Below are 19,671 nucleotides of genomic sequence, written 5' to 3' on the forward strand. Positions count from 1 at the left end.
GATTAAGAAAGGAAAAACTTATACGACGGGTTGTCGGTTTCGTCTTTGCATTGATAACCCAGCTCTCGTAAATGAGCTGAAAAGCGTGATAAATCGGCTTCATCCAGTTCAAAACCACACAATACTCGACCATAGTCGGCACCATGATTGCGATAATTGAACAGACTGATGTTCCAATGTGTACCTAATGTGCTGAGGAATTTCAGCAATGCACCTGGGTACTCTGGGAATTCAAAGCTGTATAGGCGTTCTTTAAGCTGCTTCGATGGTTTACCACCAATCATGTAACGAATGTGCAGTTTTGCCATTTCGTCGTCTGACAGGTCGACCACAGGGTAGCCACCTTCACGCAGATCGTGAATGATGTGTTCCAGCTCTTCCTGCCCACCTTGTAGACGGACACCAACAAAAATGTTGGCCAGATCGTCATCGTTGTAGCGGTAGTTGAACTCAGTGACCGCTCGGCCGCCAATCAGGTTACAGAACTCAAAGAAAGCGCCTTGGCGTTCTGGAATCGTGACTGCCAGCAGGCCTTCACGTTTTTCACCTAGTTCACAACGCTCAGAGACGTAGCGTAGACCGTGGAAGTTTGTGTTTGCACCCGACAGAACAGTACCTAGGTTGCTGTTCTTAAGCTCGTTTTGCTCGGCGTATTTCTTCAACCCTGCTAACGCTAATGCGCCAGAAGGCTCTGCGATAGCGCGCGTATCTTCAAAGATGTCTTTGACCGCGGCGCAAATCTCATCGCTGGAAACGGTAATGTGCCCATCAAGGTATTTTTGACACAAGCGGAAGGTTTCTTCACCAATACGTTTTACCGCGACGCCATCAGCAAACATGCTGACCTGATCGAGAACGACTGGCTCACCTGCATCTAAAGCTGCTTTAAGACACGCAGAATCTTCAGGCTCAACTGCAATGACTTTGATTTCTGGCATCAGCTGTTTGACCAGTACCGCCACACCTGCCGCTAAACCTCCGCCACCAACAGGGACGAAGATATGATCGAGATGACCATTCTGTTGCAGCATCTCCATGCCAATGGTGCCTTGGCCCGCGATCACTAAAGGGTGATCAAAAGGTGGCACAAATGTATAGCCATGCTGTTCTGACAATCGCTCGGCTTCGGCTTTGGCTTCATCAAAGTTATTACCGTGCAGAACCACGTGACCGCCAAAACCACGCACCGCTTCGACCTTAATGTCAGGTGTGGTTTTTGGCATCACTATCGTGGTTTTGATACCAAGCTTAGTGCCGGAAAGCGCCATGCCTTGGGCATGATTACCCGCTGAGGCTGCAATCACGCCAGCGGCTTTTTGCGCTTCAGACAAACTGGCAACCATATTGTAGGCACCACGTAGTTTGAACGAATGTACAGGCTGGCGATCTTCGCGCTTGATTTGCACCTTGTTGCCAATCCGTTCACTCAGGCGTGGCATTTCCTGCAGAGGCGTTACCGTTGCTGCTTCATAAACCGGAGCTCTTAAGATATGGCGCAGATAGTCTGCGCCAGTCTGATGAGCTTTCCCTGAAAAGAGAGAATCAGACATAAGCTAGTCCTCTAGCTTAGATTTGTCTCGCACTGCCCCTTTGTCAGCACTGGTTGCCATACTTGCGTACGCTTTGAGTGCAAAAGAAACTTCACGTTGACGATCGACTGGTTTCCAGCCCAGTTCGTCTTGTTTTGCACGGCGCTCAGCAAGTTCCTGCTCTGAGACTTCTAAAGAAATAGAACGGTTTGGAATATCAATTGCGATCATATCGCCTTGTTTCACCAGACCAATCGCGCCACCATTCGCCGCTTCAGGTGAAGCATGACCAATGGACAGGCCAGACGTACCGCCAGAGAAGCGACCATCTGTCAGCAGTGCACACTCTTTACCAAGCCCCATTGATTTCAGGTAAGTGGTTGGATAAAGCATTTCCTGCATGCCTGGGCCCCCTTTAGGACCTTCATAGCGGATTACAACCACATCGCCTGCTTTTACTTTGCCGCCTAAGATGCCTTCAACGGCGTCTTCCTGGCTTTCAAACACTACAGCAGGACCAGTGAATTTATGAATGCTCTCATCAACGCCAGCTGTTTTCACAATACAACCATCAAGAGCGATGTTGCCTGACAGAACGGCTAGGCCACCTTCTTGAGAGAACGCGTGATCGATTGAACGGATACAACCATCAGCGCGGTCATCATCAAGACGATCCCAACGACAATCTTGTGAGAAAGCTTTGGTAGTACGAATGCCTGCAGGGCCTGCGCGGAAGAACTTCAATACATCTGCATCTTCCGTTTGGATGATGTCGTATTGCGCTAGCTGCTCTTTCATTGAAAGGCCGAGTACGGTGCGCGCATCATTGTGAAGCAAACCTGCGCGGTCTAGCTCACCGAGGATAGCCATAACACCACCCGCGCGGTGTACGTCTTCCATGTGATATTTCTGAGTAGATGGTGCCACTTTACATAGGTGAGGTACTTTGCGAGATAAGCGATCGATATCTTCCATATCGAAGTCAATCTCACCTTCTTGCGCAGCAGCGAGCAGGTGAAGAATAGTATTAGTTGAGCCGCCCATCGCGATATCAAGCGCCATTGCGTTTTCGAATGCATCAAAAGTGGCGATATTGCGCGGCAGCGCCGATTTGTCATCTTGCTCGTAGTAACGGCGTGTCAGTTCAACGATACGTTTACCAGCGTTGATAAATAGTTCTTCGCGGTCTGCGTGTGTCGCTAGCATTGAACCGTTACCTGGCTGAGAAAGACCAAGCGCTTCAGTCAGACAGTTCATTGAGTTCGCTGTGAACATACCTGAACATGAACCACATGTCGGACACGCACTGCGTTCGATCTGTTCACTTTGCTCGTCTGAAACTTTCGGGTCTGCACCTTGGATCATCGCATCAACCAAGTCTAGCTTGATGATTTGGTCAGAAAGCTTAGTTTTACCCGCTTCCATTGGACCGCCAGATACAAAGATTACTGGGATGTTAAGGCGCATTGACGCCATCAGCATTCCCGGAGTGATTTTGTCACAGTTGGAGATACATACCATGGCATCGGCACAGTGAGCATTCACCATGTACTCTACCGAATCAGCGATAAGCTCACGCGATGGCAGTGAGTAAAGCATGCCGCCGTGACCCATTGCGATACCATCGTCGACTGCGATGGTGTTGAATTCTTTGGCGATACCGCCTGCTTTCTCGATTTCACCGGCGACCAGTTGGCCCATATCTTTAAGGTGAACGTGGCCCGGTACAAACTGAGTGAATGAGTTCACGACTGCGATGATTGGCTTACCAAAATCTTCATCTTTTACGCCAGTTGCACGCCACAGTGCACGAGCACCCGCCATGTTACGACCGTGAGTGGTGGTTGCTGATCTGTATTTAGGCATCTTACTACTTCCTTTATTTTGCCGCGTCTGCTGGGTAAACGTAATCTAACCAGCCCCACTTATCTTCAGTGGTGCCGTTGAATAGTCCAAAGTAAGCTTCTTGCAGCTCTTTGGTGATAGGGCCGCGTTTACCGCTGCCTACGTCAATTTTATCTATGGTTGCAACAGGAACGACCTCTGCTGCAGTACCTGTCATAAACACTTCGTCTGCCAGGTAAAGTGCTTCACGAGCAATATTTGCTTCGCGTACTTGGTAACCTTTGTCACGAGCGATAGTCATGATCGAATCACGAGTGATGCCCGGAAGGATGGCGCTAGTTGCTGGTGGCGTGGTGATCACTCCATCTTTAATCACAAAGATGTTCTCACCTGCGCCTTCAGACAAATAACCATCAACACTTAATGCAATACCTTCATCGTAGCCATGACGACGAGCCTCACCGCCAACCAGCAATGAAGATAGGTAGTTACCGCCAGCTTTCGCTGCGGTTGGAATGGTGTTTGGCGCCGCGCGGTTCCAGCTGGAAATCATTGCATCGACCCCTTTCTCCAAGGCTTCTTCACCTAGGTAAGAGCCCCATGGGAAAGCGGCGATGATTAGGTCCATTTCGGTGCCCTGCGGTGGACATACACCGAGGCCAACATTGCCGACAAAACCTAGCGGACGAATATAAGCGCTATCGAGTTTGTTCTCGCGCAGTGTTTCGCGCGTCGCTTCCATGATTTCATCCACAGAGTAAGGGATAGGGAAACGGTAGATTTTAGCGGAATCTTTGAGTCTTTTTGCATGCTCACGGTGGCGGAAGATAATTGGTCCTTTAGGCGTGTTGTAGCAGCGCACACCTTCAAATACTGAAGTACCATAGTGCATCGCATGAGTCAGTACATGAACATTCGCTTCTTCCCAAGGTACTAGCTTGCCATTAAACCAAATGTAATCTGCTGTTTTAGTAGCCATTGTTGCCTTCCTTTATGCACAAATTTTTTGTTGTAGGTTGTTATTCGGTAGTTCGTCGCGGGCGATTTGTGTTACCTCAACCGTGCGCACATCCCAGAGCTTTTCAATCTGATTGGTCAGGAAGGAGATTGGACGATCGCTGTCGACAATGATCTCTACACTGGCAATTTTACTCTCATGGTTTTGCGTGCCTGCAACTTGCTTAACAATGAAACCACGGTGGCGAACCACACGAAGAACACGCTCTAGTAGTACAGGTTTGTCGTCTGCTTTAATATCGATTAGATATCTTTCCATCTTAAGTGTTCTCCAGCATGTCATTGTTAGAAGCACCAGGCGGTACCAGTGGCCACACGTTTTCTTCTTCGTCGATCAGTACGTGAAGTAAGTAAGAAGTCTTACTCTCCAGCATTTCTTGAATCGCCGGCTCGACTTCTTCTTTTCTTGTGATCGTTTTTCCAGGGATATCAAACGCCTTCGCTAGGGTGATGAAATCCGGGTTGTCATCCAAAATAGTTTCACTGTGGCGGCCATCGAAGAACAGTGACTGCCATTGACGTACCATACCTAAGCGCTGGTTATTCAATAGAACGATTTTTACCGGAATTTGGCGACGCTTTAGTGTGCCCAGTTCCTGAATGTTCATCATGAAAGAACCGTCACCTGTAATAAGGATAGACTGATCATCTGGGCGTGCGACTGCAGCCCCCATCGCGGCAGGAAGACCAAAGCCCATAGTGCCGAGGCCAGCCGAGGTTATGAAGTTTTGTGGATCACGTGGTTGGATATGCTGTGCGGCCCACATCTGGTGCTGTCCGACATCGGTTGAAACCATTGAGCTGTCAGGCATCATATCAGACAGTTGCTTCAGTAAGCCTGGGGCGAAAATCAGATCACCCGGGTGATCATAACGCCACTTAAAACCGCTGCGTAGGCTTTCACTGTGTTTGACCCAAGGTGTGATGTCTTGTGTTAGTTCTAACTGAGGAAGAAGGGTATTGATATCACCGCGCAGTGGCGCATGGGCGTGACGCAGCTTGTTGATCTCAGCGGCATCGATGTCGATATGGATAACACGGGCATGAGGGGCGAACGTTTCCAGTTTGCCTGTTACTCGGTCATCAAATCGTGCGCCGACCGCAATCAGTAGGTCACATTCTTGAACGACTAGGTTTGCGGCTTTGGTGCCGTGCATGCCCAGCATGCCAAGATAATGTGGATCATGACGCTCAATAGTGCCTAAGCCTTTCAAGGTGCTGACCGAAGGCATTGGATTGAGACGCAGGAATTGACGGACAGTATCAGTGGCTTTACCCAGTTGCACGCCACCGCCAGCATAGAATACCGGGCGGGTACTCTGTGAAAGAAGCTCCTGAGCGGCAGAAACGGCTTCTGCTTGGGGAACAGGAGTGGCTGGTGGTGTGAAAGGCGGTAAAATATGAGTGGGGGATTGTGCGAGCTGAACATCTTTAGCGATATCAACAATCACTGGGCCAGGGCGACCCGTTTTAGCGACTTCAAACGCTTCGGCTAATGTTGGGGCAAGGTCTTCAATTTCTGTTACTAGGTAGCTGTGCTTGGTACAGGATAGTGACATTCCTATCACGTCCATTTCCTGAAAAGCGTCTGTTCCGATGTGGGAACTGGCGACCTGGCCTGTGATTGCCACCATTGGGATCGAATCCATAAACGCATCGGCCAAACCGGTTACTAGGTTAGTGGCACCGGGACCGGATGTCGCCATACAGACTGCGACATCTTGAGTCGCGCGTGCCATACCGATAGCGGCCATGGCTGCGCCTTGTTCGTGACGGCAGAGAATGTGTTCGACGCCACCGTCATATAGGGCGTCATAAATTGGCATGATAGCACCGCCCGGATAGCCGAATACGGTTTTAATGCCTTGTTGCTTTAATGCGGCTACGACTAATTCAGCACCTGTCATCGTAAGCCTCCTTGGCTACCTAAGTAGCAATGTTGTGTTGTGCACGTCATGTGCGCTCCCATTCTTCCTGCCCGCTCGCGGCTGAGCTTTTTATTTTGTGTCTGCCTGACTTTGTCAGTGTTTATTTTTTCGCTGATTCTCAGCGTTTAAGTTGAAAAAAACCCCCGGACTTCTCAGTGCGGGGGTTTTTTTGAATTTGGTGTTTATTTTTCGCCCACCAGCCCCCGCGCGGAATCAATAATGACCACGATAATCAGGACAATCAGTGCGTTAATGCGGGCGTTAAAATTCATATTCTTTTTATGTTGTGCTTACGTAATATGGTACGAAATTGTTTGCGTCACTAGTGGTAACATAGAATTCCGTTACATGACAAGCAAAAAGTCATTCTTTTTTCACATTCTCTCATCATCTCCCCAAGCTATATAACAAGATTGTTAAAAAGTTGACGTGTTATCAAACAGATAAATATTAAGTGGCCATGTGGGAGAATTTATGGGCTTAGCCATTATTTACAGTCGGGCATCAGTTGGGGTTGAAGCGCCCCCGGTGACGGTGGAGGTGCATATCAGTAATGGCATGCCGGGTTTCACTCTGGTGGGATTACCGGAAACCACAGTCAAAGAATCACGCGACCGAGTGCGCAGCGCGATCATCAACTCTCGATTTGAGTTCCCAGCCAAGCGCATCACGGTCAATCTTGCTCCTGCTGATCTGCCCAAGGAAGGAGGCCGATTTGATCTGCCTATAGCACTTGGTATTCTTGCCGCTTCAGAGCAGATCCCAATAGATAAATTGGCGGAAAAAGAATTTGTTGGTGAGCTAGCGCTGTCGGGTGAGCTGCGCGGAGTTAAGGGGGTATTGCCTGCGGCGCTCGCAGCCAACAAAGCACAGCGAAGCTTGGTAGTGCCGCATTACAATGGAGATCAAGCTGCCTTAGTGGGCGAGGAACAGCATAAATCTGCTCATAGCTTGCTGGAAGTGTGTGCTGATCTTTGTGGCCAACAAAAACTCAGCCTGCACCAAACGCAAAACCTGCATCGAGCGGTGGAGAATGGCCGTGATTTACAGGACATCATTGGTCAGCAGCAAGGCAAGCGAGCGTTGGAAATTGCTGCGGCTGGGAACCATAACTTACTGTTTTTGGGGCCGCCTGGGACGGGGAAAACCATGCTCGCCTCGCGCTTGTGCGATTTATTACCAGAAATGAGTGATGATGAAGCAATGGAAACGGCGTCCGTGGCGTCACTGACCCAACAAGAGATTAATGCACTCAATTGGAAGCGGCGCCCCTTTCGTGCCCCACATCATTCAAGCTCTATGGCTGCTTTAGTGGGCGGAGGATCGATTCCAAGACCGGGTGAAATTTCTTTGGCACACAATGGCTTACTCTTTCTTGATGAAATGCCAGAGTTCGAACGTAAAGTGCTCGATTCGCTGCGTGAGCCATTGGAGTCTGGAGAGATCATCATTTCTCGCGCTCAGGGTAAAACTCGTTTTCCTGCTCGTTTCCAGCTGGTAGGGGCTCTCAACCCTAGCCCAACGGGCTACTACGAAGGTAGTCAGTCGAGAGTCAATCCACAAACCATTTTACGTTATCTGAGTCGACTATCTGGTCCTTTATTGGACCGCTTTGACATGTCTTTAGAAATTCCCGCTCTACCTAAAGGAACGTTAGCCGAAGGCGGTGATCGGGGAGAGCCAACGGCTGTCGTCAGGCAGAGAGTGCTTAAGGCTCGGGCTTGTATGCTGAAACGTTCGAATAAGGTTAATGCGTTGCTAGGTAGCCGTGAGATTGAAAACTATTGCCCACTTCAAAAGGAAGACGCACAGTTTCTAGAAACTGCTTTGCATCGGCTTGGGCTATCGATACGGGCCTACCATAGAATTATAAAAGTCGCGCGCACTATTGCGGATTTAGATGGTCAGTCACAGATTGCTCGGCATCATATTGCTGAAGCCTTAGGTTATCGGGCGATGGATCGCCTGCTTAAACAACTGGCTGCGCAAGCGGTGTAAAAAAGCCCGCATAAGCGGGCTATCTCTGTATTTAGAACTGGTAGCTCATCCCCACAGAGACTAGATACTGATCTTCATCGTAGAAGTCGATGTTGGCGTCCGTTTTGGAATAGCCAGCTAGTGATATCAAAGACCAGTTTTTCCAGCCCATAATGTCTTGATACTCATAGGCCGCGAAGAGGCTAAGTTCATCTTCATCACGTGTTTGACTATAAATCGGGTTTTCCGCATCGTAAGAGCGATTGGTGTATCCAGCCGTTAAGGCTAACTGATGGCGATTCAGAATATGGAAGTAACTTAGCTCGCCTCCTATTGAATCTAGAGAGTTAGCATCACCATCGGCATCCGTTGCGATGTAAGTAATCGATGGTTGTAAGAAAGAAGTCCGGGTCAGTGGTAGACGGTAGTCACCTTTTAAGTAAATCGATGTCGCATCGCGCTGAAGTGCATTCCGCTCAGCGGTGGTTAATGAAGTATCACTAACGCCAGACTGCTCATCTTCAATATCGCGAGTTGCGTACGCAGTATCGAGACTGAAGTTAGAGCCCATAATGTTTTTGAACTTAAGACGAAATGCGTTCCCTGTCTCGTCTGTTGTTTGACGTTCCTGACCAGTTAAAAATGGGTCAGACCAAGTTTCACCCGACATAATGGTTGGCAGGAAAGAGGCATCAATCACCATGCCAGAGGCGAGCTGCTGCTTATAACCCAGTTCTAACGCTAGGGTACCGACTGCAATATCTTCACGAGCCATACCAACGTAAAATTGTTTGTCTAAATTTGTCCCAAAGGTATAGGCGAGATTACCCAATGGCAACACCAAGGAGCCACTGTCCGAAGATGCGGTTTGATTCACATCATTGATGGTTTTGTCGCCATCAGTATTAAAGTTTGAAGTAGTAGAGGCAAATCCAGCGCTGAGTGACACTCCACCACTCAATCCTGCGTGTTCTGATAGCTGGGCCATCGTTGGAAGAGCAACGAGGGACAGAGCTATTAGAGAGAGTTTGGATTTCATTGAGGGTCTCCTTGTTATGAACCTTTTGACATTTAATAAGTGGCTGTCAGAACTAATCTGACCATCATTAGAGTGATTCCAATGTGGTTATGGCCTTGTATAATTACACGCTGTTTTATTATTCATAAATGAAACGTTATAAATTCTATCTGGGATCTCATTAAAAGCGTTATGTTTGCATACCTACTCTTTGTTTTGAATGTGGCTTTGGTCATCCTTAACTCAGCTTTCTGTTCACTCGTTATTTGTACCATTGCTTTGATTAAAGTCGTATTACCAACCGGTAAATGGCAAGCAAAAGGCACCGTAATGGCGAATCGAGTAATGTGGTTATGGGCGACCATCAACTCAGGCATTCTTTCTTTATCCAATCATGTTGAGTGGGATGTGGAAGGTGGTGAAAGCCTGAGAAAAGATGGTTGGTATTTACTGATCAGTAATCACTTAAGCTGGACCGATATCGTTGTATTGTGTTGCGTGTTTAAAGACCGCATTCCTATGCCGAAGTTTTTCCTTAAGCAACAATTACTGTACGTCCCATTTATAGGAATGGCGTGTTGGGCGCTGGATATGCCATTTATGCGCCGCTATTCCCGTGAGTATTTGATTCGCCACCCAGAAAAGCGTGGTCAAGATTTGGCAACAACTCGTCGATCTTGTGCCAAGTTCAAGCACACCCCAACGACCGTGGTGAATTATGTGGAAGGCACACGTTTTACTGAGCAGAAGCAGAAAAAGAGCAAAGCGGGCTATCAGTACTTGTTGCAGCCTAAAACGGGGGGGATTGCTTATACGTTGGCGGCCATGGGCGATCAGTTCGAAAACATTATTGATGTCACGCTAGCGTACCCAGAAAACACCGATAAGCCTTTTCGCGACATGCTAATGGGGCGAATGACCAAGATTGTTGTGCGCACTAAGGTGTTATCTGTTGATGACAGTGTACGTGGTGATTACTTTAATGATAAGCCGTATAAGCGCCAGTTTCAGCAGTGGTTGGGAAAGGTATGGCAGGAAAAAGATGAACTGCTAAAAGAGATTTATCAGGATAAGTAGCGCCTAACTACATAAAAGCAGGGAGCCTTGGCCCCCTGTGATAATCAAAGTATTACTTCTGAGTCAGTAAGTAGTTGACCAGTTCAAAGTATTCATCAATCGTTTCGATACTCTGTGCTTGCACTAGGTACTTGTTATTGACGACTACCGCTGGAACGCCGGAAAGACCACTGTCCTTAAACTGCTTATCGAAGCGACGCACCATAGAGTCGACCGCAAAGCCTTTGAATGCGCCGTCAAATTTCTTCGCTTCAATGCCTTCATCTAAGAAAATCTGGCGTAGCTCTTCGTCATTTTTAGGTGCTTTACGCATGTTGTGGATGCGGTTAAACATCACAGGTACCATTTTGTCTTCCACTTTCAGTGCCACCATGGTCGCGTAGGCTTTGCTCATCGACTCGCCCATGCTGCCACCCATGAAAGATACGTGGTTTTTCTGGAACTTAGCGCCTTCTGGTAGCTGAGCTTTCAGTTGCTGGATGATTGGTTCAAAGGTATTACAGTGCGGACAAAAGAAAGAGAAGAACTCGGTTACCGTTGGCTTTTTTGAAGCCTCAAGATCAAGAACTTGATAATGTTCACCTTCTTTGAATTGAGCGGCATGAGCAGAAAGGCTCAGCATAACAGTTGCGACAAGTGCAAACAGCTTTTTCATTATTGACTCCATGTTTGTCATTTTGGCTTCTTACCACTGTGGCATCAGTGAGAGTGGTGGCTCACTCAATGCCGAAATTTGTTCTTTGAAAGCTAATACTTGGCTTTCCCAGTATTTTGGGTCATCGAACCACGGGAAGGCGATAGGAAAAGCAGGATCCTGCCATCTTTTTGCCAACCATGCCATATAATGCACCATACGTAGACCGCGTAAAGGTTCAATTAGTTTCAATTCGTTAGTGTTAAAGTCATTAAATTCCTGGTAGGCCTCTAAGATGATGTCCAACTGCATCAGTTTGTCTGCGCGTTCCCCGCTGAGTAGCATCCACAGATCTTGTATTGCTGGGCCATTGCGTGAGTCATCAAGGTCGACAAACATCGGGCCGTCACGCCAGAGAATGTTACCGGGATGACAATCACCATGAAGACGAATAATACTGGCTGAGTCATCCCAGTGCTGTTGTAGCGAGTCAATCAATAAGTCCAGATCATTGAAAAAGGCGTTCTCAAGATGAAATGGAATGAACGATGACTGCTGCAGAATCTTACGTGGTTGATGCAGGTATTCTTCGAGGCTGATGGTGGGCCTGTGCTGAAAGGGAGTTCGAGCGCCGACCTTATGAATTCGACCAAGAAAGCGCCCTACACCTTCGAGCTGTTCTAGGTTGTCTACTTCAAACTGGCGCCCGCCGACACTGGCGAATAAAGCAAATAGGTAGCCCTGATAGCGATGCAGTGTGTGATGATTGATCTTAATTGGCGGGGCAACAGGAATATCGGCTTCAATCAGTTCCAGTGTAAAGTCGTGCTCTTCTTGGATTTGTTCTGAACTCCAGCGCTCTGGACGGTAGAACTTCACCACATAGCGTTGGCGTTTTTCATCGGTAAACTGATAAACACGGTTTTCGTAACTGTTGAGTGGCAGGAAACCGGATTCAGCGCGAATGCCGATGCTTTCCAAGGCATACCACATAAAGTCAGGGGTGAGAGCATCAAAGTTAAAGGCTTGCTGGGTCATAAATAAAAAGGGCTCATTGCTGAGCCCTTTTCCATATTTTAGGTAGAGTGCCGTTAGAGCTTTTTAATAAAGCGGCTTTCTACTTCAATTGTAAAGTCTTCGCTATCGGACAGTATAAACTGAATTGTCGCAACAGGAGAGCTGAGATTGTCTGGATTGACGCCTAAGCTCATTGGTAGGTTGTATACTTCACCTGGTGATACATGAACGGTTTGCTTACCGTACCAAGAGACATCGGTAAGCCCTTTGACACCTAAGTTATATTCTTGGGTCTGCTGAGTTTTATTGATGATTTTCAGTGTGTAGGTGTTTTCGATTTCACCTGAACCATTTACACGGAACAGCTGGTTGCGATCACGCAGTACGCTTAGGCCTGCTGGGTCGACGGCAGCCACTTGCGCAAAGAACAAACCGATCATGACTAGCAGCACGGCGCCATAACCAAGGAGCTTTGGTCGCATGACTTTGGTGTGTTTTCCGGATAAACGATGTTCAGTAGTGTAACTGATCAGGCCTTTTTCATAACCCATGCGCTCCATAGTATTGTCACAGGCATCAATACAGGCACCACAGTTGATACACTCGTATTGCAGACCATCACGAATATCGATACCGGTTGGACAGACCTGAACACACAAGTTGCAGTCGATACAGTCGCCTAAACCAAGGGCTTTTGGATCGGCTTTGCGTGGGCGAGGTCCACGTGATTCTCCTCGTTTTGTGTCGTAGCCGACGATAAAGGTATCTTTGTCAAACATGGCAGACTGGAAGCGCGCATACGGGCACATGTGCACACACATAATCGAGCGCATCCAACCGGCATTGGCATAGGTACAACCAGCAAAGAAGAGTACCCAGAACACGGGCCAGAAATCTGCGTTCCAGGTGAAGAATCCGAGGACGAGATCTTTGATCGGTACAAAGTAGCCAGTAAAAGTAAAGCCCGTAGCTAGCGCAATTGCCCACCATGCTAGGTGCTTTAACCCTTTGCGCATAGCCAGGTTTGAGGTGAGTTTACCTGAGTCCTGTTTGCGGCGTTTATTGGCGCTACCTTCCAGCTTCTCTTCAAACCAAATATACATGAAGGTCCAGACAGTTTGCGGACAGAGATAACCACACCAAACGCGGCCTAAAAATGTGGTGAGAAAGAACAGTCCGAACGCAGAGATCATAAATAGCAGTGCCAGCAAGGTCAGATCTTGCGGGTAAAGGGTGGTACCAAAGAAATTAAACTGCTGGTTCGCTAGGTCGAGCAGGATCGCTTGGCGTTCCCCGTAAGGAATCCATGGCACCATCGCAAAGAGGACTAGTAGGAACCAACCTCCATAACGACGTAATTGCTGAAATGTTCCCTTACTCTCGCGTACGTAGATGCGGTTGCTTGGGTTAAACCTATCCCCTGTGTTTTTGTGTGTCTTAGGGTTAAAGGTTTTAGGAGTCACGTCTTTTATTTCAATTTTGTCCTGACTCATTACGCTTCCTTCTTGGGCTAAAGGCGAGATTTCTGAGTGATCTCGCTCTGTCGACTGTGCTCTTTAATATTTTAGTCTTTTCTTATGGACGGCGATTATATACGCAATCTCTTTTTTATTTCTTTAAGGCTATCAACCTTTAAGCACAAAGATCAGTACAGTTTTATAAATAAATTGCCTAACAGTTTTATCCCTCTTAATGATTTGGATATAAAAAAGCGACCTTGCGGCCGCTGTTTTTAATGGGGTTATTCTATGATCCCGCGTGCTCTTAAGATTGCGGTTTTGAAGTCATCTTCTTGGTCTTTTTTCTGCCCCGGAATCATTTCATCTTTAGCGCTATTACGCATCTTAAGGTGGTAGATCAAAACATCATCAGTAAGGTCTTCCAGTTTGCCTTGGTAGCCAGCTTCTTGAGTTAACTTGACGATAAATTGCAGCAAATTCATTTGCTGATCTTTTTGCCACTCGGGTTCAAGTAACTCTAGTAGCTCTTCAATGCGATGACACTTCATCGGCTTTCTCCACATTTTTTATATTGGTATAGCATTAAAGGTATCAAATCAGGCAGACCAATACCACGGGATACGGCTGAAGAGAGGGAAAGGAGAAAAGAAAAAGCGCAGTGGAAACTGCGCTTTGTACCTATGCCGCCTTAGTGACTTTGGCTGGGGTCGATGACATCAACGTCGTCTTTTCCACTAAAGTCATTCCGGGAGCGAGTTTTTTTGTCGCTGGAGTAGTGACGAAGCCACTACGACGACGCATCGCACGATTTGTGTGCGACGTACACCTGACTGCTGTTGGGCGCATTAATTAACCTAACTGCCAGGCACATCCATTGCCGAACTTATGGCCTGATTAGCTATGAGTTATGCTTCACTGCTGAAGGGTGGCTCTTCTGGCTCACGCCAATCCAAGTAGCTAATCAGGAATAATGATATGAATTATGCATATCAGTGATTAGATTAGCACCATCCTATCCATTGATCGATATCTATTCGATCCTGTCTGGCTTCTATCACTACAATTATGTGAGAAGCGTAGTAGCAGTGAGACAGACGTGCAGATTAATATGATACCGTGTGATTATATTGATGGTTGCGTTTTGCCACGGAGGTGTGTATGTCGTTCTTTAAGAAAACCCTCGCAAGTTTTGGTATCGGCTCTGCAAAGGTCGATTCTGTACTGCAGCAAGAAGTGTTATATCCAGGTGAAAAGGTCAACGTGACTGTCCATGTCTATGGTGGCTCGACAGCGCAGGAAATCGACAATATAGAGATGAAACTCTATTGTCGTTACATCAAAGAAGTACCAGCGAATCAGGGTAGGGATGACCATCATCGTGGTCATATGCGCCGCATGCCAACCAGTTATACTCTGGCGCACTGGACATTACCCTATGCGTTTACCATTGAGCCTGGAGAGAAGCGTGATTTCGAAGTCGAGTTGGATGTACCATGGAATGCACCGGTCACCATTGGTGACTCTAAAGTATGGCTGGAAACAGGGCTCAATATTGCCCTAGCAAAGGATCCCAGTGACACTGATATTCTTACGGTGCGCCCTGATCCCTTATTAGACGGTATTTTCACGGCATTAGAAGAGCAGGGGTTGCGTATTCGTCAGGTAGAGTGTGAAGCGGTAGAGGGATTTGAGCTGCCTTTTGTTCAGGAGTTTGAGTTTGTTCCGACCACAGGGCCCTTTCATGGTCGTTGGCGCGAATTGGAAATGGTAGCGTATCGCAATAATGATGAGCTTCAGATGTGGTTTGAAATCGATCGTCATCGAGAAGGTGCCAAGGGAATGCTCGCCAGCTTATTAGGGGGTGGCCAGCTAAAACGCCAACTGACGATCTCCGTTCATACACCTGCTGATGAGGCTGGTCAGCAAGTTCTCAAATATCTCGATAGCCACTCTTAACGCAAAGTTAATAATTTGGGCTTACAAGTGTAAGCTGAGTGTGCCATACTTTGGAGTAAATATTCCACCAGAGTATGGTTTGTTATGTCGACTAATCACACTGAGCCTTACTGCATCAAAGAAGAAATCGCTAACACGCTAACTCATGGTATCGGGATGGTCCTTGGTATCGTGGGTTTGGTATTGCTGCTGATCAAAGCAGTCGATCATAATGCGGATGCTCTGACTATTACCAGTATGAGCATCTACGGCGGCAGCATGATCGTGTTGTTTCTTGCTTCCACTCTGTATCACGCGATCCCTTATCAAAAAGCCAAGCGGGCGCTGAAGACGTTTGATCACTGTGCGATTTATTTGTTGATTGCAGGCAGCTATACCCCATTTTTGCTTGTCAGCCTCAGAACCCCTTTAGCGATTGGTCTGATGATCGTCATCTGGACCATCGCTCTGGTAGGTATCATTATGAAATTAGCGTTTGTCTATCGCTTTAAAAAGCTTTCGCTTGTGACCTACTTATTGATGGGTTGGCTATCGCTGGTGGTCATCTATCAATTGGCAATGAATCTGGATGTTGGCGGGTTAACGTTACTGGCTGCGGGAGGGGTGATCTACTCATTGGGCGTGATTTTCTATGTTGCCAAGCGCATCCCGTATAATCATGCCATTTGGCATGGGTTTGTTTTAGCAGGGTGCGCTTGTCACTTTCTGGCGATTTATCTCTACGTTGAGCCGATCTAACGTGTTTCGAGATTAATGACTTTGGCGGTCACTAAGTACTGCTCGGCTTGACCAATCGCCAGTTCAATCGTTTTACCCTGTTCTACTTGTTGAGGACGTAGATAGGTATCGGCCATGCGCTTGATGGATTGCCATACCTTGACTGACTCTTTGCTCAGCACGTTTCCTGAGGTCGTCGAGACCTGAATTTCGATTTCAACTAAAATCACTGACTGGCTGCTTTGGTTTGTGACTGAGGTTGGAATCATCAACTGACCATCTTGATAGCTCACCGCACCTAATAACACTTCAACACCTGAGTCAGACAACTGCATGGTGGCACGATCGCTACCGACAGTGATAATGGTTCCTACCGCTTTTTCGATCAGCGGAATGGCTGCCACTTTGGCTTTCTTGACCGGAATGGTGGCGGCTGGCTGAGTGGTCTCTTCAACTGCTGCCATCTCATCGGTTTTGGTTGCTTCCACTGGCACTACATATTGCCAAGTGAAGTCGTCATTAAGCTGGACTTGGCGACCATCTTCAAGAGTGACAGTTTGGCTGGCAAACACCAGTGGGCTGGTTAGCAAGGTAAAAAGTCCGAGAAGTTTTTTCATTGTTTTGTCCTTAACGTCGCCAGAATGCCGGGAAAAACAGCACCAATAAGGTGAGAATTTCCAGTCGTCCCATCAGCATTCCAAAGCTGAGGAGCCACTTAGCGGCATCGGGTAATGGGGCAAAATTACCTGTTGGACCGATCACCGCACCCATGCCGGGGCCAACGTTGGCCACGGCGGTGATAGATCCGGAAATACTGGTAATAGGGTCTAACCCTAATGCACTTAGGCACCCAGCAATAAAAATAATTGTGATAAAGAACATCAAGGCAAAGGCGACTACAGAGCGCACAATGTCATCATTGACTGGTCTGTGGTTATAGCGCTGAACAAACACTCCCGAAGGGTGGATTAGCTTCATCATCTGTTTGTTGAGCAGCGTCTTCGCAATTTGAAAACGGAAGACTTTGATACCACCTGAGGTAGAGCCGGAACAGGCCCCCGCCATCATCAAGAAGGCAAATAAGGTGGTTGGCAGTGCGCCCCATGCGGTAAAGTCTTCCAAGCCAAAGCCGGTAGTGGTGACAACCGAGACTATGTTGAACATTGAGACTCGCATCGCATCCATAACGCTGTAGCCATCTCGTATTACTAGCCAAGCTGAAATGATCAGGCTGGTGATAAGAAACAGGTAGGTGAAACCGCGTACTTGCGCGTCATTGATTAACTCATCTACCCGGCGCTTGCGCATTGCGGCCACAAACAGCAGGAAGGGCAATCCACCAAGGAACATAAACAGCGTCGCTACCCAATGAGACCCTTTAGAAAAATGGTTCATTGAGCCATCTGAAGTGGAATAGCCGCCTGTCGAGAGAGTGGTGAACGAGTGGTTAATAGCCTCGAACAAATTCATGCCAGTCAGAAGATAGCCTACCATGCACAAGCCAGTTAGGATCAAATAGACCAACATGATGTTTTTGGCCACGGTCTTGGCGCGAGGGCTGCTTTTATCTGACCAATCAGAAGATTCGGTATGGAAAAGCTTCATACCACCGACGTTGAGCATCGGCAACACCGCGACCGCCATGACAATGAAGCCGATTCCGCCAAGCCACTGCAAGATAGAACGCCACAACAAGATGCTCGGAGCCATGTCATCCAGCCCACTGAGTACGGTAGAACCAGTAGTCGTAATGCCAGACATGGTTTCAAAGTACGCATCGGTAAAACTGATGTGATTGATGAAGACAAATGGCAGAGCAGCAAAAGCACTGGCGACCATCCACACCAGACTGGTGATAAGGAACATATCGCGTGCGCTGAGTTTGAAGCGCTTGGTACGACCGATTGTCAGACAGACGAAGGCAGCTAGGTGAGTAATAATGACGGACTGACCAAACTCAAGAAACCCTGCCGTACCGGTAAAGAAAGCCACTAGGGTGGGGACGTACATGAACAGGGCCAGTTTCGACAAAACCAGCCCAATAACAAACAATACAGGACGGAAATTGACCATAGTGTCAATCCTAGAGGAAGAAAGGACTCGGTTGGAATAACGCTTCGACGTCTGGGACGTACTTTTTATCCACCAGGAACATCACTACGTGGTCATCTTGCTCAATCACGGTTCTGTCATGGGCGATCAACACTTCTTCACCCCGTACAATCGCACCGATCGTTGTGCCTGGTGGTAGTTTGATGTCGCCAATCGCGCGGCCAACGACTTTAGAGGTGGTTTCATCACCGTGAGCGATGGCTTCAATGGCTTCCGCTGCGCCGCGACGCAGTGAAGAGACATTAACAATATCGGCACGACGGACGTGCGTTAGCAAGGCGGAAATGGTTGCTTGCTGAGGTGAGATAGCGACGTCAATCACCCCACCCTGAACCAGATCGACATAGGCACCACGCTGGATAAGCACCATCACTTTTTTTGCACCCATGCGTTTCGCCAGCATAGCGGACATGATATTGGTTTCATCTTCATTGGTTAGGGCGATGAACACATCGACCTGATCGATGTTTTCTTCGGTGAGTAGTTCCTGATCCGCAGCGTCACCACAGAAGACAATGGTGTTTTCCAGCTCTTCAGATAATTTTTCCGCACGCTTATAACTACGCTCGATCAGCTTGACGCTGTATGATTGCTCAAGGCGTTTGGCTAAGCTGGCACCGATGTTACCGCCTCCGACAATCATGATGCGGCGATAGGGTTTTTCCAAACGCTGTAGTTCGCTCATTATCGAGCGGATGTGGTTACTGGCAGCAACGAAGAATACTTCATCATCAGCTTCGATAATGGTGGTGCCTTGAGGGCGTATTGGACGACCTTGGCGGAAGATAGCAGCAACGCGCGTATCAATGTGCGGCATGTGCTCTCGCAGCGCTGATAGGGCGTTACCCACCAGTGGACCCCCGTAATACGCTTTCACCGCTACTAAGCTCACCTTCTGCTCGGCAAAGCTCACCACTTGCAGTGCCCCTGGGTATTGGATTAGGCGCTCGATGTAGCTGGTCACGAGTTCTTCTGGCGCGATGAGGTGGTCAACCGGAACGGCGCCAGATTGGAATAGCGCTTCTTTCTCGGCCAAGTATTGTGGCGAGCGGATACGTGCGATTCGATTGGGAGTGTTAAACAGAGAAAAGGCAACCTGACAGGCGGCCATATTGGTTTCATCCATATTGGTCACTGCGACTAACATGTCGGCATCTTGTGCGCCTGCTTCACGCAGCACATCTGGGTGACTGGCGTAACCGTTCACTACCCGTAAATCATATTTATCTTGCAGCTCACGCAGTCGATCGCTATTTCTGTCGACTATGGTGATGTCATTGTTTTCACCGACCAGATTCTCTGCCAGTGTACCGCCTACCTGACCAGCGCCAAGAATGATGATTTTCATACCGTTTCTCGTCTAACCAAAATTTAGGGGATCGAT

18 protein-coding genes are annotated in these 19,671 nt (G+C 47.9%); 5 read left to right on the top strand and 13 right to left on the bottom strand.

Annotation, left to right across the window (positions count from 1 at the left end):
- Nucleotides 1–2: 2 nt before the first annotated feature.
- From ilvA to ilvG, 5 genes are read right to left on the bottom strand one after another with little or no spacing between them, the layout of a single operon-like run.
- On the bottom strand, nt 3–1,550 hold the full coding sequence (gene ilvA, locus L1D31_RS20375; protein ID WP_021456905.1) for a threonine ammonia-lyase, biosynthetic: 1,548 nt from the start codon (nt 1,548–1,550) through the stop codon (nt 3–5).
- A gap of 3 nt (nt 1,551–1,553) precedes the next feature.
- The gene (gene ilvD / locus L1D31_RS20380; RefSeq protein WP_239838824.1) at nt 1,554–3,395 is read right to left on the bottom strand and encodes a dihydroxy-acid dehydratase; all 1,842 of its coding nucleotides are present in this window, start codon (nt 3,393–3,395) and stop codon (nt 1,554–1,556) included.
- Between the two features lie 13 nt (nt 3,396–3,408).
- Entirely contained in the window at nt 3,409–4,353 is a 945-nt protein-coding gene (gene ilvE, locus L1D31_RS20385) for a branched-chain-amino-acid transaminase (protein ID WP_239838825.1), read from the bottom strand.
- A gap of 12 nt (nt 4,354–4,365) precedes the next feature.
- Nucleotides 4,366–4,650: an acetolactate synthase 2 small subunit gene (ilvM, locus tag L1D31_RS20390; protein WP_008075516.1), complete on the bottom strand. Its 285-nt coding sequence runs from the start codon at nt 4,648–4,650 to the stop codon at nt 4,366–4,368.
- A 1-nt stretch (nt 4,651) separates the two neighbouring features.
- A complete protein-coding gene (ilvG, locus tag L1D31_RS20395; RefSeq protein ID WP_239838826.1) occupies nt 4,652–6,298 on the bottom strand; it encodes an acetolactate synthase 2 catalytic subunit in 1,647 nt (548 codons plus the stop codon).
- A gap of 495 nt (nt 6,299–6,793) precedes the next feature.
- Between ilvG and L1D31_RS20400 the strand changes: the two genes are divergently transcribed.
- A complete protein-coding gene (locus tag L1D31_RS20400) occupies nt 6,794–8,317 on the top strand; it encodes a YifB family Mg chelatase-like AAA ATPase (protein ID WP_239838827.1) in 1,524 nt (507 codons plus the stop codon).
- 31 nt (nt 8,318–8,348) lie between these two features.
- On the opposite strand, the gene L1D31_RS20405 is transcribed toward L1D31_RS20400, so the two are convergent.
- Complete coding sequence (locus L1D31_RS20405; RefSeq protein ID WP_239838828.1) at nt 8,349–9,335, bottom strand: DUF2860 domain-containing protein; 987 nt, start codon at nt 9,333–9,335, stop codon at nt 8,349–8,351.
- Between the two features lie 171 nt (nt 9,336–9,506).
- Between L1D31_RS20405 and L1D31_RS20410 the strand changes: the two genes are divergently transcribed.
- Entirely contained in the window at nt 9,507–10,391 is an 885-nt protein-coding gene (locus L1D31_RS20410; protein ID WP_239838829.1) for an acyltransferase, read from the top strand.
- Nucleotides 10,392–10,443: 52 nt separating this feature from the next.
- Here the strand turns inward: L1D31_RS20410 and L1D31_RS20415 are convergent, their stop codons facing one another.
- The 4 genes from L1D31_RS20415 to L1D31_RS20430 form a co-directional block, all read right to left on the bottom strand.
- Complete coding sequence (locus tag L1D31_RS20415; protein WP_239838830.1) at nt 10,444–11,046, bottom strand: thiol:disulfide interchange protein DsbA/DsbL; 603 nt, start codon at nt 11,044–11,046, stop codon at nt 10,444–10,446.
- A gap of 30 nt (nt 11,047–11,076) precedes the next feature.
- Nucleotides 11,077–12,063: a serine/threonine protein kinase gene (locus L1D31_RS20420; protein ID WP_239838831.1), complete on the bottom strand. Its 987-nt coding sequence runs from the start codon at nt 12,061–12,063 to the stop codon at nt 11,077–11,079.
- Nucleotides 12,064–12,116: 53 nt separating this feature from the next.
- The gene (gene ccoG, locus L1D31_RS20425) at nt 12,117–13,535 is read right to left on the bottom strand and encodes a cytochrome c oxidase accessory protein CcoG (RefSeq protein ID WP_239838832.1); all 1,419 of its coding nucleotides are present in this window, start codon (nt 13,533–13,535) and stop codon (nt 12,117–12,119) included.
- A gap of 248 nt (nt 13,536–13,783) precedes the next feature.
- Nucleotides 13,784–14,050 (bottom strand): YihD family protein, encoded by a 267-nt coding sequence (locus tag L1D31_RS20430; RefSeq protein ID WP_239838833.1) that lies wholly within the window; start codon nt 14,048–14,050, stop codon nt 13,784–13,786.
- 110 nt (nt 14,051–14,160) lie between these two features.
- On the opposite strand from L1D31_RS20430, the gene L1D31_RS20435 reads away from it, so the two are divergent.
- The 3 genes from L1D31_RS20435 (at nt 14,161) to L1D31_RS20445 (ending at nt 16,196) form a co-directional block, all read left to right on the top strand.
- Nucleotides 14,161–14,355 (top strand): hypothetical protein, encoded by a 195-nt coding sequence (locus L1D31_RS20435; protein ID WP_239838847.1) that lies wholly within the window; start codon nt 14,161–14,163, stop codon nt 14,353–14,355.
- Between the two features lie 305 nt (nt 14,356–14,660).
- Nucleotides 14,661–15,458, top strand: a complete 798-nt coding sequence (locus L1D31_RS20440; protein ID WP_239838834.1) for a sporulation protein — start codon at nt 14,661–14,663, stop codon at nt 15,456–15,458.
- Between the two features lie 84 nt (nt 15,459–15,542).
- The gene (locus tag L1D31_RS20445) at nt 15,543–16,196 is read left to right on the top strand and encodes a hemolysin III family protein (RefSeq protein WP_239838835.1); all 654 of its coding nucleotides are present in this window, start codon (nt 15,543–15,545) and stop codon (nt 16,194–16,196) included.
- Here L1D31_RS20445 and L1D31_RS20450 read toward each other — a convergent pair.
- From L1D31_RS20450 to trkA, 3 genes are read right to left on the bottom strand one after another with little or no spacing between them, the layout of a single operon-like run.
- On the bottom strand, nt 16,193–16,792 hold the full coding sequence (locus L1D31_RS20450; RefSeq protein ID WP_239838836.1) for a DUF3157 family protein: 600 nt from the start codon (nt 16,790–16,792) through the stop codon (nt 16,193–16,195). The genes L1D31_RS20445 and L1D31_RS20450 overlap by 4 nt on opposite strands.
- Nucleotides 16,793–16,802: 10 nt before the next feature.
- On the bottom strand, nt 16,803–18,248 hold the full coding sequence (locus L1D31_RS20455) for a TrkH family potassium uptake protein (RefSeq protein WP_239838837.1): 1,446 nt from the start codon (nt 18,246–18,248) through the stop codon (nt 16,803–16,805).
- 10 nt (nt 18,249–18,258) lie between these two features.
- Nucleotides 18,259–19,635 carry a Trk system potassium transporter TrkA gene (gene trkA / locus L1D31_RS20460; RefSeq protein WP_239838838.1) on the bottom strand — a complete coding sequence of 459 codons (1,377 nt, stop codon included), beginning with the start codon at nt 19,633–19,635 and terminating at the stop codon, nt 18,259–18,261.
- Between the last annotated feature and the right edge of the window lie 36 nt (nt 19,636–19,671).

The organism is Vibrio sp. Isolate23 (genome assembly GCF_022398095.1).
GTDB lineage: Bacteria > Pseudomonadota > Gammaproteobacteria > Enterobacterales > Vibrionaceae > Vibrio > Vibrio coralliilyticus_A.

Excerpts from the sequence above, each read along its gene's own strand:
- ilvA (WP_021456905.1), bottom strand. The coding sequence starts at position 1,550 with ATGTCTGATTCTCTCTTTTCAGGGAAAGCTCATCAGACTGGCGCAGAC.
- ilvD (WP_239838824.1), bottom strand. The coding sequence starts at position 3,395 with ATGCCTAAATACAGATCAGCAACCACCACTCACGGTCGTAACATGGCG.
- ilvE (WP_239838825.1), bottom strand. The coding sequence starts at position 4,353 with ATGGCTACTAAAACAGCAGATTACATTTGGTTTAATGGCAAGCTAGTA.
- ilvM (WP_008075516.1), bottom strand. The coding sequence starts at position 4,650 with ATGGAAAGATATCTAATCGATATTAAAGCAGACGACAAACCTGTACTA.
- ilvG (WP_239838826.1), bottom strand. The coding sequence starts at position 6,298 with ATGACAGGTGCTGAATTAGTCGTAGCCGCATTAAAGCAACAAGGCATT.
- L1D31_RS20400 (WP_239838827.1), top strand. The coding sequence starts at position 6,794 with ATGGGCTTAGCCATTATTTACAGTCGGGCATCAGTTGGGGTTGAAGCG.
- L1D31_RS20405 (WP_239838828.1), bottom strand. The coding sequence starts at position 9,335 with ATGAAATCCAAACTCTCTCTAATAGCTCTGTCCCTCGTTGCTCTTCCA.
- L1D31_RS20410 (WP_239838829.1), top strand. The coding sequence starts at position 9,507 with ATGTTTGCATACCTACTCTTTGTTTTGAATGTGGCTTTGGTCATCCTT.
- L1D31_RS20415 (WP_239838830.1), bottom strand. The coding sequence starts at position 11,046 with ATGAAAAAGCTGTTTGCACTTGTCGCAACTGTTATGCTGAGCCTTTCT.
- L1D31_RS20420 (WP_239838831.1), bottom strand. The coding sequence starts at position 12,063 with ATGACCCAGCAAGCCTTTAACTTTGATGCTCTCACCCCTGACTTTATG.
- ccoG (WP_239838832.1), bottom strand. The coding sequence starts at position 13,535 with ATGAGTCAGGACAAAATTGAAATAAAAGACGTGACTCCTAAAACCTTT.
- L1D31_RS20430 (WP_239838833.1), bottom strand. The coding sequence starts at position 14,050 with ATGAAGTGTCATCGCATTGAAGAGCTACTAGAGTTACTTGAACCCGAG.
- L1D31_RS20440 (WP_239838834.1), top strand. The coding sequence starts at position 14,661 with ATGTCGTTCTTTAAGAAAACCCTCGCAAGTTTTGGTATCGGCTCTGCA.
- L1D31_RS20445 (WP_239838835.1), top strand. The coding sequence starts at position 15,543 with ATGTCGACTAATCACACTGAGCCTTACTGCATCAAAGAAGAAATCGCT.
- L1D31_RS20450 (WP_239838836.1), bottom strand. The coding sequence starts at position 16,792 with ATGAAAAAACTTCTCGGACTTTTTACCTTGCTAACCAGCCCACTGGTG.
- L1D31_RS20455 (WP_239838837.1), bottom strand. The coding sequence starts at position 18,248 with ATGGTCAATTTCCGTCCTGTATTGTTTGTTATTGGGCTGGTTTTGTCG.
- trkA (WP_239838838.1), bottom strand. The coding sequence starts at position 19,635 with ATGAAAATCATCATTCTTGGCGCTGGTCAGGTAGGCGGTACACTGGCA.